General features: G+C 37.8%; 17 protein-coding genes. 5 read left to right on the plus strand and 12 right to left on the minus strand.

The window, feature by feature from the left end; all coding sequences use genetic code 11:
• Nucleotides 1-132: 132 nt before the first annotated feature.
• Together msrA and uvsE are read right to left on the minus strand one after the other, a co-directional pair.
• On the minus strand, nucleotides 133-660 hold the full coding sequence (gene msrA / locus CDZ88_RS07545; protein WP_100372956.1) for a peptide-methionine (S)-S-oxide reductase MsrA: 528 nt from the start codon (nucleotides 658-660) through the stop codon (nucleotides 133-135).
• A 58-nt stretch (nucleotides 661-718) separates the two neighbouring features.
• Nucleotides 719-1,609 (minus strand): UV DNA damage repair endonuclease UvsE, encoded by an 891-nt coding sequence (gene uvsE, locus CDZ88_RS07550; protein WP_100372957.1) that lies wholly within the window; start codon nucleotides 1,607-1,609, stop codon nucleotides 719-721.
• A 127-nt stretch (nucleotides 1,610-1,736) separates the two neighbouring features.
• Here uvsE and CDZ88_RS07555 point away from each other — a divergent pair, with 127 nt between their 5' ends.
• Both CDZ88_RS07555 and CDZ88_RS07560 read left to right on the plus strand, forming a co-directional pair.
• The gene (locus tag CDZ88_RS07555; RefSeq protein WP_100372958.1) at nucleotides 1,737-1,964 is read left to right on the plus strand and encodes a YuzF family protein; all 228 of its coding nucleotides are present in this window, start codon (nucleotides 1,737-1,739) and stop codon (nucleotides 1,962-1,964) included.
• Nucleotides 1,965-2,070: 106 nt separating this feature from the next.
• Nucleotides 2,071-2,997, plus strand: a complete 927-nt coding sequence (locus CDZ88_RS07560) for a nucleoside hydrolase (protein WP_100372959.1) — start codon at nucleotides 2,071-2,073, stop codon at nucleotides 2,995-2,997.
• A gap of 46 nt (nucleotides 2,998-3,043) precedes the next feature.
• Here CDZ88_RS07560 and CDZ88_RS07565 read toward each other — a convergent pair whose 3' ends face one another.
• Nucleotides 3,044-3,355 (minus strand): HesB/YadR/YfhF family protein, encoded by a 312-nt coding sequence (locus CDZ88_RS07565; RefSeq protein ID WP_100372960.1) that lies wholly within the window; start codon nucleotides 3,353-3,355, stop codon nucleotides 3,044-3,046.
• Nucleotides 3,356-3,534: 179 nt separating this feature from the next.
• Here CDZ88_RS07565 and CDZ88_RS17815 point away from each other — a divergent pair, with 179 nt between their 5' ends.
• Nucleotides 3,535-3,657 (plus strand): hypothetical protein, encoded by a 123-nt coding sequence (locus tag CDZ88_RS17815; protein ID WP_269799252.1) that lies wholly within the window; start codon nucleotides 3,535-3,537, stop codon nucleotides 3,655-3,657.
• A 28-nt stretch (nucleotides 3,658-3,685) separates the two neighbouring features.
• On the opposite strand, the gene CDZ88_RS07570 is transcribed toward CDZ88_RS17815, so the two are convergent.
• From CDZ88_RS07570 to CDZ88_RS07585, 5 genes are all read right to left on the minus strand, one after another.
• Nucleotides 3,686-3,907, minus strand: a complete 222-nt coding sequence (locus CDZ88_RS07570) for a hypothetical protein (RefSeq protein ID WP_100372961.1) — start codon at nucleotides 3,905-3,907, stop codon at nucleotides 3,686-3,688.
• Between the two features lie 70 nt (nucleotides 3,908-3,977).
• Complete coding sequence (locus tag CDZ88_RS07575; RefSeq protein WP_100372962.1) at nucleotides 3,978-4,880, minus strand: chemotaxis protein; 903 nt, start codon at nucleotides 4,878-4,880, stop codon at nucleotides 3,978-3,980.
• 206 nt (nucleotides 4,881-5,086) lie between these two features.
• A complete protein-coding gene (locus tag CDZ88_RS07580; RefSeq protein ID WP_157796500.1) occupies nucleotides 5,087-5,860 on the minus strand; it encodes a SurA N-terminal domain-containing protein in 774 nt (257 codons plus the stop codon).
• A gap of 273 nt (nucleotides 5,861-6,133) precedes the next feature.
• On the minus strand, nucleotides 6,134-6,418 hold the full coding sequence (locus CDZ88_RS18005; protein WP_442857087.1) for an iron-sulfur cluster assembly accessory protein: 285 nt from the start codon (nucleotides 6,416-6,418) through the stop codon (nucleotides 6,134-6,136).
• Nucleotides 6,419-6,480: 62 nt separating this feature from the next.
• Nucleotides 6,481-7,413: a dipeptidase gene (locus CDZ88_RS07585; RefSeq protein ID WP_100372964.1), complete on the minus strand. Its 933-nt coding sequence runs from the start codon at nucleotides 7,411-7,413 to the stop codon at nucleotides 6,481-6,483.
• 92 nt (nucleotides 7,414-7,505) lie between these two features.
• Between CDZ88_RS07585 and CDZ88_RS07590 the strand changes: the two genes are divergently transcribed.
• Both CDZ88_RS07590 and CDZ88_RS07595 read left to right on the plus strand, forming a co-directional pair.
• Nucleotides 7,506-7,940: an Hsp20/alpha crystallin family protein gene (locus CDZ88_RS07590; RefSeq protein WP_157796501.1), complete on the plus strand. Its 435-nt coding sequence runs from the start codon at nucleotides 7,506-7,508 to the stop codon at nucleotides 7,938-7,940.
• An 11-nt stretch (nucleotides 7,941-7,951) separates the two neighbouring features.
• The gene (locus tag CDZ88_RS07595; protein ID WP_100372966.1) at nucleotides 7,952-8,353 is read left to right on the plus strand and encodes a YppG family protein; all 402 of its coding nucleotides are present in this window, start codon (nucleotides 7,952-7,954) and stop codon (nucleotides 8,351-8,353) included.
• A gap of 6 nt (nucleotides 8,354-8,359) precedes the next feature.
• Here CDZ88_RS07595 and CDZ88_RS07600 read toward each other — a convergent pair whose 3' ends face one another.
• From CDZ88_RS07600 to CDZ88_RS07615, 4 genes are all read right to left on the minus strand, one after another.
• Complete coding sequence (locus CDZ88_RS07600; RefSeq protein ID WP_100372967.1) at nucleotides 8,360-8,560, minus strand: hypothetical protein; 201 nt, start codon at nucleotides 8,558-8,560, stop codon at nucleotides 8,360-8,362.
• 211 nt (nucleotides 8,561-8,771) lie between these two features.
• Entirely contained in the window at nucleotides 8,772-9,932 is a 1,161-nt protein-coding gene (locus CDZ88_RS07605) for an MFS transporter (protein WP_100372968.1), read from the minus strand.
• Nucleotides 9,933-10,084: 152 nt separating this feature from the next.
• Entirely contained in the window at nucleotides 10,085-11,302 is a 1,218-nt protein-coding gene (locus tag CDZ88_RS07610; protein ID WP_100372969.1) for an EAL domain-containing protein, read from the minus strand.
• Between the two features lie 93 nt (nucleotides 11,303-11,395).
• On the minus strand, nucleotides 11,396-12,232 hold the full coding sequence (locus tag CDZ88_RS07615; protein ID WP_100372970.1) for an alpha/beta fold hydrolase: 837 nt from the start codon (nucleotides 12,230-12,232) through the stop codon (nucleotides 11,396-11,398).
• Nucleotides 12,233-12,315: the final 83 nt, after the last annotated feature.

Genomic DNA, 12,315 nt, shown 5'->3' on the forward strand with positions numbered 1-12,315 from the left:
AAGAGTTTTTTTATTAATTTTATATACTTTTACATAAAGTCTACACATTTACACAAAATTCATCTCGCTTCATTGTATGAAGATTGTCCTGAAAAAGTGAAGAACCTGCTACTTAAAAAGTAGCAGGTTCTCTTATTTCCAATTATCTTCAATGAATTCATCGCGACCTGATTTTTTTCGATCGTCTTTATATTGTTCCTTGTGGATTTTATAAAATTTTTGATGCTCTTCTTCGGCAAGATAAAATGGTTTTGCTTTGAGAATTTCTGTGACGATCGGTTTTTTAAATCGACCACTCTCTCCGATTTCCCTTTTTGAAGCAAGAGCTAGTTTTTTTTGTTCTTCTGTATAATAGAAAATAGCTGTTCGATACTGTGAGCCTCGATCATGGAATTGCCCTTCTGGATCTGTCGGATCAATTTGTGGCCAATATAGAGATAATAATTTCTCATACGAAAAAGAAGTAGGGTCATATGTAATTTGGACGACTTCGTAATGACCTGATTCTCCTGATTTAACTTGTTCGTATGAAGGGTTCTCTATCTCTCCCCCACTATAACCTGATAATACATCAATGATTCCAGGTTGTTCATCAAATGGTTGGACCATGCACCAAAAACAACCTCCTGCAAACACGGCTTTTTCATAGCGTTCAGACATCTCTACACCACCGTTTCTTTCATTTTCAGATAGTATAACATAGGCTTCTATTTTATGTTCATCTAGATTGCTCAGATGTCTCCTCAAGTAGCTTAAAAAGCGCTTTTTCTTTTGCTTTCGCTTCGAGCATGATATCCACTTCATGATCTCCTAAAATCATGAGCAATCGCTCATAATCCTCTTTCTTAATATAATCGGCATGCGCTCGATCGTTCTTAGCATTCTTGCCTGAACTAAGGTGCATCTTAGGTCGATATGGGAGGTCCGACCATGTTTTCAACACTTTTTTTACTAGTTTCTCAACTTCATGTATCTCTCGGTCAAAACATAGTTCATGGTGAAGATCAAAACAAATCGGCACTCCACACATGTCATGAATCTCTAACACATCTTCGGTATGAAACGTTTTGTCATCGTTTTCCAATCGTAGTAAGGCCCGAATAGAAGGCGAAAGCGTTTTGTATGTATTGACAAAGGCTTCTTTTGCTGATGCTTTATCACCGTATGCGCCACCTGTATGCAAAATCATATCACTACCACCAATATGCTCCAAAAATTCTGCATGATAGGTTAAATCTTTTATTGCATTTCGGACCACTTGTGCTTTTGGTGAATTTAATATTGTATACTGTCCTGGGTGCATGGACAATCTTAATTGATGCTTCTTTTGTAGCTGTTTTATTACTTCTAATTCTCTTTTTACATCTTCATCATCCTGCCAAACCCAAGTCATTTTAGGATGGGTTGCAAACGGGATCATATCACTACTTATACGAAAAAATAGAATATCATGTTCAATATTCCACCTTAACACCTCTTGTAACATCTGAATGTTCATCAGAGTTAATTCTTTAATCTTAGCCATCCCTTCTTGCTCCATCGTTTGCAAACGGCATGTGCGAAACCTCGTAGGTAGAGTTAAATTTTGACATGGATATCCTATCTTCATCGGGTCACCTCACTAATTATTTTAACCTCTCTTACTTATAATCATCCCTTTTTCAACTAGGTAAACACACAATAGAAATCCTTGCATAGGATAAATCTGACATTGACTTTATAAGGAGGAGTTATTCATGAATAATCAAAATGACTATCAAGTACCTCAAATGACCAGCCCAGTCGATCCATATGTTGTTCAAACCTTACAGTCTATCACCGGAAATAGCGTCGTAATTGAAACAACGCGAGGCAATGTGCAAGGAACCATTACTGATGTGAAACCAGATCACGTCGTCATCGAATCTAACGATAGTTCTTTTTTTGTTAGAATCCAACAAATCGTTTGGATCATGCCAAACTAACTAATTAAGGTCTTCTCTTCATGAGAAGATCTTTCTTGTGTTCATGCATTCCAATTTTGAATATACTGGAAAACAATCGATATCAAGTTTAAAAGGGGGGATAAAAATGAAGCTAAAAATTCTTGTGTTTTGTGATCCTGGCATCGACGATACGATTGCTCTTATCTACGCATTACAGCACCCTAAAATTGAAGTGGTAGGCATTGTCGCCGAGTATGGCAACACAACACGCAAATTTGCCTTTCGTAACATTGAGTATTTGCTAACATTGGTTGATAAAGAGCATATTCCCGTTATCGCAGGAGCTGAGCGTGCATTATCGGGAGAAACGCCTGTTATACAACCAACTATACACGGTGATTACGGACTTGGGCCTTTCACCCCGCCTAATTCAGAAGAAGGCTTAAGGGAAAATTTCTGTGAACTCTTGCCATTATTGCGTGAGGCGAATGACGATTTAACCATTGTCACTTTAGGAAGGTTAACCACACTTGCTACGCTTTTTTTACTGTATCCAAATCTAATGAGTACCATTAAAAATTATCATGTAATGGGTGGCGCCTTTTTTGTTCCTGGAAATGTGACTCCTGTTGCAGAAGCTAATGTATACGGCGATCCAGTTGCAGCAAGTATTGTGATCAAATACGCCAAAAATGTTACGTTGTTCCCTTTAAATATTACAAATCATGTTTTTATTACTCCAGAGTTGGCCGAACAACTTAACGTAGAAGGCAGGGAAGATATCCTCTACCCCATCCTAGACTTTTATTATACATTTTATCAAAGCCAACAACCTGACATACCAGGAAGCCCTATCCACGACCTTATTCCAATACTCGCACTGACAAAGCCTCATTGGTTTACTTATGAGAATAAATTATTACATGTACAAAAGGAACCTGGTATTGCACGTGGACTGACTCTTGCTGATATGCGCCCATATGAAGTTTTACCAAATGGACCAATTCAAAGAGTAGCCATAAAAATGGACGATACGGAGTTTGAAGATCATCTGATCGATACACTGGCGTAGCCGACACATTTAATGTGTCGGCTACTTATTATTACCCTCAACAACCTTAGTCCTCGGAATGTGCTTTTTCCTCATAGACAAACTCTATCTCATCTAATTTCCGGCTGTACTTCACCTTCAAGTCAAGGTTTTTAAAATACCATAAATCCTTTTCTTCAATGAAAAAGGTAATTCCATCTATTTCTAATTTCGACCCTACTTTAACAGGTTGATCTTGACTAATTCCAAGTGAAAATCCACTTTGAATATTTCCACAACCACCATAACGTGCAAAGAATCGAATCCATTCATCGTTTTCTGTTAGGTTGAATTCTTCTTTGAACCAATTTAATGCTGGTTTTGTAATTTGAATGTCCAAACCATTCACTCCTTCTTTCTATAACAAGCGCGACGTTTGCTAGATTAAGTGTATCAAGAACGATTGGACATGTCCATTTTTCCATTCTAATCTTGATTTTCGCCTAAAAAGTTTCTCTAGAGAAACTTTTTTGAGTGAAGGTGAATATGTTGTAGTAAAGGAAAAAGGAGCCGATAAACATGGGTGCAAAGAAAAAAACGATACAATATGCTTATTTGCTTACAAAAATGGGTGCGTTATCTGAAGGACAGAAAGAACGACTGATTCATCAACTGAAAAATAAGCCAACCGATAAAAAATAAAAGAACGTGAAGCCATGTTCACGTTCTTTTATTTGAATCCTTTACCTTTGGTTAGAATACAAGGTACGCCTTTTCCGATAGCTCCAGGCTCGCTCATCTTCTCCACATACGACATACCCCTAGAACACGGGGTCTTACATTTCACACATGTTTCAGAAGTGACTGTTTTAAGCGTATAGGCATATTTTTCATTGACTGTTTTCTTCGGAGTCTGTTTAGACTTTGCTTTGGATGATTTCTTTCCCGCCATCTCATCGCCCCCTGCTTTTCGCTAAGATGATTTATCTTATGCACGCTAGGCGATTGAGTGAGGAAGTTCTTTATTTTACAAATTGATCAATTGTCTCAACAAGTTCAACGATTTCTGGTTTGCTAATTTGTTTATCAGCTCCTACTTTGTCACCCTTATGGAATAGATCATTTGTAATTAAAGAAGAGAAAATAATGATTGGAATCTCTTTTAATTCTGGATCTTGCTTCATTCGCAATGTTAAATGATGACCATCCATTTGAGGCATTTCAATATCGGTAATTAGAACATCAATCTTTTGATTGATTTCACCTTTCTCCTTCACTTCTTGTACATAGTCCCATGTCTCTTGCCCATTTTCAAAAAATTGAAGTCGTTCATATCCAGCTTCAGCTAATGTATCCTGCAAGAGTCTTCTTAAAATTGCTGAATCCTCAGCGATGACAATGTTTTTCTCAGAACGCTCCCGCACCCCTAATTTCTTCACTGCATCGACACTAAGACCTGTACTTGGGTTAATTTCAACAACAATCTTCTCAAAATCTAGTAAGATTGACATTTCCTCTTCTAATTTTACAATTCCAATTGTATGACTTTCTGCATTTAATGAAAGTTCACTAGGCTTTTCAATCTGTTGCCAAGAGATTCGGTGAATTCTTGAAACACTATGTACATGAAAAGCAACCTTCATTTTATTTAATTCTGCGACAATAAACTTATCTTGCTCTGGGTGAGCTGAACCTGGTAGATTTAATACTTTTGCTAAGTTAATGACGGGGATCACTTCTTGTCTAAGACGAATCACACCCTCTACATTTGCATGAGCATTCGGTGTTTCGGTAATAGGGAGAGGATTAATAATTTCGCGGACCTTCAATACATTAATACCAAACGTCCCATTCCCTACCTTAAACATAACCACCTCAAGTTCATTTGTCCCACTATCAAGTAAAATATCAGTATGCTCGTTCATTCCATTTCTCCACCTTCATCAATCAATTTCAATCAATCTCACAAAAATCTCACTCAAACATTTTTATCATTTATAAGACTATCGTTACTGATAGTGTATAGGATAAAAGAACGAACGAGCAAGAGTTATTTATATCAAGAAAGGAAGGGGCTTGTTATGAGCAAAAAATAGGCCCACTGAGGTCAGTAGGCCTATCACTTTTTTTGTTATACGTTTGTTTCAACTTCACTTTCTTCAAGTAATTCTTCAAGAATGCGTTCTTGCTGAACAGCTAAAGCTTCTTGCTCTAATTCAGCTTGAAGTTGATCACGTTGCTCTTCAAAACTTGGAATTTCTTCTTCTGATCCATTTTCTTCAGCAAATGCGACTTGCTCATCATAAGCTGCTTGTAACTCTTCTTCTGTGATCTCAGGTGCATCCGTGTTTGCTGCTATATACTGCTCAATTTTTAATTGTTTGCGAATGTCTTCACGGATATCATCTAGAGTGATGCCTTGTTCAGAAAGATGCTCTTCCAACTCTTCCTTCGTTTCAAAAGGAGCTTGTTCAATCGCGTTGTCTAGCTCTTCATTTACTTCTTCTTCTGACACTTCGATATCAGAAGCTGCTTGAACAATTAACTCTGTATTGATCAGAACTTGCAATGCATGGTCTTTTAATTCGTTTAACATAGCTTGTCCTTCTTCATCATCAAAGCTAATGCCAAACTGAGTGTACATCATCGCTTGTTCTTCAAGATATCTTACGTATTCTTCTTTATGAATGTCTTCACCGTTTACCGTAGCGACGACATCAGGGACATCTTCAGTATCAATTCCAACTCCATCTGGAGCTTCCATTTCAGGGTTTTCTACCGTTTCCTCTGTTGCATCGTCTGGTGATTCTGTTTCTACTTCTGTTGTCTCTTCGTTGTCTCCACATGCGACTAGTGTTATCGCTAAAGCGATCGTCGCCATGCCAAGTCCTAATCTTTTCTTCATAAAATAAGCCCCTTTCTTCTCTAAAGCATGTGATGATTGTAACATAAACAGAGCAAAACTTGTAATGGATCAACGTTTTAGCGATCGAATAATAGTGAAATTCACCTACCTCTGTCCAAACCTTGGCAAACTCTCAAAAGAAAAAGTCGGTAAAATCAAGGTCTTACCATCTTTGATGATGAAATCCTAAAAAATCATGTAATTAAGACATCCGACCCATGACGAACAAAAAAAAGCATGAAGAGATGGGCTGCCACCTCTTCATGCTTTTATTTAACAGCAGTCTTGACCGCCGCCAACCATTACAAGACCTTCGCCTTGTTCTGATTTTTGCATATCTAACGTTAAATCTGACACTTGATCATAGATACCTTCTTCAAACGCAACATCAACCCCATTGATTGTCTCGCGTTTATCTGATTCTGCCGGCTCATCCAGAGCTAGCCCAAGCTTAGGACCACCTCAACCCATGCCCGCAAATACAACACGGATCGTTTGAATCCCATGCTCAGTCATTGTCTCTTCAAGAAACGTTTTTGCACTATCAGTAATTTTCATCGTATTCACCTCACTTCGTTGTAAGTATAAAGCATCTTCTATCTTATTTCACGTGAAAGTTCTTACATGTGTGCACCTTTTGGCAGCATTCTACTGAAATTTTCACCAGCAAAACCTCTTACGACTTCTTCAGGATAATAACGTAATAAAGCATTCATCAAATTGTCATAATGACCCGCATGTTCTAATTGATTAATATTAACGTTAATTCCATCAAAATCAGATCCAAATCCGATATTCTTTGTCGCTCCTAAGCTACACATATATTCAATATGTGTAAGTAAATCAGCAATTGTTGCCTCTTCTTTGCCTGTAACAAATAATGGGTGGAACACAACCCCTATGTAGCCATTCTTCTTCACTAGAGCTTTAATCTGCTCGTCTTGCAAATTTCGCCTGTGGTCACATAGCGAAAATGCATTAGAGTGACTTGCGATTGGATAATTAGCTAACTCCATCACATCCCAAAACCCTTTTACACTAAGGTGAGAGACATCAGTTAATACGTGCTTTTCATTGTTCATGCGAACGACTTCTTTTCCGAGTGTTGTTAACCCTGCTCCTCGTTCTTCACCGATACCATCTGCACACAGATTAGCTTGATTCCACGTCAGGCCAACTGAAAGCACACCTAACTGGTACATCAAACGAAGCTTCACCAGATCATCACCTATCGAATCTAAGCCTTCAAGCGTCAAAATCGCTCCAATCTCATCATGTTGTAAGTGATCTAGATCGGACCATTTTTGAATCCATCTCATCGATGGGGTTTTTAACACCTTTTCATGAAAAAGATCGATTTGTTCTAGAGCTGCTTGAAACTTGTCATCGGATTTAATGAATGGTTCAACAAATATAGCAAAGCATTGAGCCATAACTTCGCCATTTGCTAGTCGAGTGGCATTGGCGTCAATAGACTCGTCGTCCAAAAAGTTTCGAGTAGGATCCTCCCACAATTTCAAAAGTGCATCACAATGCGTATCAATGATTCTCACATCGCATTCCCCCTAGTCTTTTTACTCACCATTTATCAAAAATGACATACATATAAATCAAAGCATACTTGTAGTGAATGGAGGGATTTTCAGTGTCTGAAAAAGATTCATGGTCCGGAAAGCTCCCTCAAGGCTATCAGGACATTTTAAGATCTATTGATGACTTTTTTCAACAAACGCACGAGCGGCTTGTGGATCATCCTATGTTCGCCCCACCGATTCCAATAACCGTTCGCAATCAAAACAACCAATTGAACATCTATGCTGAACTACCTGGTATTGATAAACGGCAAATTTCTCTAAAAGTATTCAATCAAGCGATTATCATTACCGTTCGTCAAGAGGAAATAGTGGAGATGAGACATGACCAATCACCCATAGAGCATAAGAAACAAACTCTGCAAACAAGAGAACGGCTCGTTCCTGTAGGGTTTCACTTTGAGGAATCAGATGTGCGAGCAACGTATAAGAACGGATTATTAACCATCTCTATCCCGATCAAGCACCAGCCCATTATCATCGAATAGGAGGGAATTTTATGAATTACCCATATCATCATTGGTCTTTTAACCAATATCAGCAACCATACTATCAACCCTATCAACAAAGGCCGCAACTTCAACAAAACTGGCAGATGGGGTATTCCGCACCAGGAGCACCTACTTCGACGCAGTCGTTCTTTTCACCTGGACAAAATCAAATAAATTATGCAAACGGCTATCAGTCTCAGCCTCAACAATCCCAGCAAAATCAACCATGGAACACGAAAAAACCTTCGATGATTAAGTCTGCTTTCACAGGAGAAAATGGCAGCTTTGACGTAGGTAGGACCTTTCAAACGGTCGACCAAGTCGTCAAAACGGTTCAACAGGTATCTCCTATTGTGAAGCAAGTATCTCCATTGGTGAAGCAAGTCAGCGCGCTATTTATTAAAAGATAATCATTCTCACTTTCTCATATTCAACCCATAAGCTAAGGTTTGGTTCTTGTTGATTAATTTATAGCCTTGACTTGGATTACGATCAATCTTTAAGTAGTCGCCAATCTCTTCTAATGCTTTTTGATCGTAGATAAATGACAACCCATCAATATGCATTTCGTGATCATCTATGCCTCGTTCATCCAGAGCGAGGTAAAACTCAATCATCGTACTTCACTCATATGTATCTCGAGCAACAACTCGGATGGATTTTTTTGATAGGTCTAACTCTTTTAAGTGATCTAGTGCTTGATTAGTAACAACGATATTCATATCTTTCACCTCCAAAAGCTTGTGACAATAGTGTATAGCAATCTTAAGGTCTTGTCGAACGACAAAAAACAACTCCAGCTAAAGAGTTGTTTTTTTGCTTGTAATTTTATTCTGTTCTCACTTTTGTTGCATCAACCTTAAAATAGAAAAGAATTAACCCGAGAGCACCTACAAATGCACTCCCTGATAAAACAAAGTACAGACTAGTTAATCCATATCCGTCGATCATCCAGCCTCCAAAGAGAGATCCGATAATACCTGAGAATCCAAAGACCGTTGTAATAAATAGTACATGCCCTGTTGCTTGCAAGTGCTCAGGAATTAATTTATTTACATATTGAAAAGCAGCAATGTAAAACAACCCGAAAGTAATACCGTGAGTAAGTTGTAATGGCAGTACCATCCAAGGTTCTGTCAATAACCCCATCACAAACCAACGAGCACCATAAATAAAGGCAGCGATAATAACGAAAGTGAGCGGTTTCCATTTTCTAAACCATAACGGGCTTGTAGCGAGCACGATCGCTTCAGCTGAAACCCCAATAAACCAGGCCCAACCTATCAAAGCCTCAACCCCACCTAAATTAACAATGTACAAACCTAGATAACTATCATTTGCACGATGTGTCACGGAAATAAAGACAACACATACTAAAAACAAGACTAGTTTTTTATCTAAGCCGATTTTCAATGCGCTAATGATGGTAACAGGTTTGTTTGTTCCTGGAACATCTGAAATCAAAAATGACATCGATAGAGCTAAAAGAGCCATGACAACCATCGGAAACATAACATATTGCACACCTATGATCGTGAGCACATACCCCGTTACTAACGAGGTAACAGCAAAACCGAGTGATCCCCACATGCGGATTCGTCCAAAACTAACTCCTTTTAACGTAGCCGTTTTTTGAGATAAGCTATCTCCCAATGCTGTTAGAGGGGATAAAAATAAGAAAAGCACAAACATCATGATCAAATACCCATAAAAATTTCCCATTAATATAAAACCAACGGTAGCAATGACGACCCCAATCGCACTAAGATTAATCATTCGCTTAATAGTTTTATATTTATCACTCATAAACCCCCAAAAAGGTTGAGCAATGATGGTCGCAAATGGACCGATTGCCATTAATAAACCCACTTGATTTCCGCTGAGTCCTTCTGATTGAAAATACAGCGGGATATAGCTCATAACAATCGTCATTGTTGAGTAGGCAAAAAACAAATAAGCCATTAAACGATACACGGATTTAAATTCCATTCAACCTCTCCTAACTTGCAACGCTCTACATAACTACTAGAATACTCTTATTGATTTTGTTTTACTAGTCCAATAGAAAATATCACTAAATTCAGTTAAAAACATGGAAACTCTTCAATAAACAAAAAGAAATGATGGAGAGATTCTCACCATCATAACAAGTCATTTTGTTCAAATAAGTACGTATATGGAATATCAACGAAAGCAAACGAATCATTCGAAATAGGGTACGAATAGGTTCTAATATGCTCTTGTCGTTCAATATCCGCATAGAGATCAGAGAGGATGCCACGTTTTTCAACATTCATTCGGACAATGTTTTCAAGAAAATACGGTCGCCAACTCCAATTTTTATAACGTCCCTCATGCTCTAGATTCCAGTTCCCTTGGTCATCTTTAACAATATTTGAGGAAAGCTGAAAGCCCTCTTCATCGCAAATATAGACGCGAAAGGCGTATTGTTTTAGGTCATATGCGATTTTCGTGATCATCTCATCATATGTATCCTCTGTAGAAACCTTCTTTAACGTTGTTTTTATTTTCTGGCTTAAATTATTTGTTAAAATCAGTTGTGCTTCCATCTTTTTTCGTTCAAACGTTATAAAGTGTTGAAATTCTTTTTGCATCCGATCGCGGCATAAATCTTCTTTAACAAAATCTACCTTTGGTATTTGAAGGTAGGATCCTTGATAGAAACGACCGCCATTGCGCCATGCATAATTCAACTGACTAAATGTGGAAATACCATCAAATAATAATGTTGCCCCGATCTTTCGAGAAAGCATACTTAATGAGTGATGAACTTCACGGTAAAGATGTGGAAGCGAATGGTCTTCTAAAAACCCAGCATCGATTTTTACGATGTTCGGACTTAGCACGGCAACGCAGTCAAGATTCCCACTAGATTGACCAACATTATCAATGGCTATTTTTATACCTATGCTTTGTAGATAATTTAGAAGATGTTTGCATTCATCAACTTTCTCTAACATATCATCCTCAATAAATTCAATGACGATGTTCTCAGGTTTTAAACCTTTTGAAAAGTATGGCTCTAGTGTATTAAGCAAACTTTGTCCGTTATCTTTTAATAAAAGATCAATATCTTGATTAAAAAACAAAATTGATTGTTGACCTGAAGCTAAATATTCCTCAATCGCTTGTTTTTGCAAATGCTCCTCAAGTTCCAAGCGAAATTCATATGGTATCGATTTATCTTGAGAAAACCAGTCAAGACTTTCTGGCCCATTCTCAGTTTTAAATCGTGATAACACTTCATAGCCGACAACCAATTGTTTGTCAGCACTGATGATTGCTTGAAAATAAGGAATTACATTCTTTTTATTGATCATGACATCTAAAGGGTCCATACCCACACCTCCGTAACACCCATTCACACATTTATTATACCATAATTTGCATGATTCAGCTGACGGACCTTTGTTGTTGGGTCTCGAATTGATTTATAATTCTTTTAAAAATGCATTAATCTTTTTTGCAACATCATCTGGACGTTCCTCAGATAAGAGATGCCCTGATTTTTTAAAACAGTAGAAAGAGGAATGAGCTAAATCACTTGCCAACCTACGACCAATACGTTCCGGAATAATTCGGTCTTCATCTCCCCATAAAATCAAACAAGGCTGAGTAATTTTTTGTAATTCTTCTTTTTTCAGGTCCCCTTCTCTTTGTCTCATTAAGCCGATAAGCCCCTCACAAAAATGAGGATCGGCAAGCGGAATGCTATATTCATGAACGGCATCTTCTGTGATCGACTTTTTATTGTGAACGACTTGAGTAAACATTTGCTGAACATTCCTTCGACCGATCCACCACTTCATCATATGCTTGGCAAATGGCATATACGAGGCATATACATATCTTCGTCTGACTCGATTTAAATATCCTGAACTCGACAACAAAACAATCCTTTTGATTAACGCGGGTTCCTTTTTTGCTGTGTATAGCGCGACCTGCCCCCCCATTGAATGACCGATGATTGTAACATTTTCACATTCAAACAACTTCAAAAAATCAATGATTAAGTCAGCATAACTCGAAAAAGAATAACAGAATGTTCGTTGTTTTCCACTTCGCCCGAATCCAGGTAAATCAACACAAATCACTTCGAAATACTTTCTAAAATAAGGAATCAAATAGCGAAAACTATAACTCGATGAAACAAATCCATGAATAAATACCAACGTGCCTTTTTTCTTTTTTATTGGAAGGTATCGTTCGTAGTAAACATCTGTTCCTCTTATATAAACAATCGATTTTAAGACATTTGTCGTTTTCATCCCAATTCCCTCATTTTTTCTCAATCTTTTGTGACCTGGCTATTGTTTCAGCTTCTTTTTAAACGTAAAATGTAGGTATATCA

Origin of the sequence: Bacillus sp. FJAT-45037 (assembly GCF_002797325.1) — a bacterium.
Classification (GTDB): domain Bacteria; phylum Bacillota; class Bacilli; order Bacillales; family Bacillaceae_D; genus Alkalihalophilus.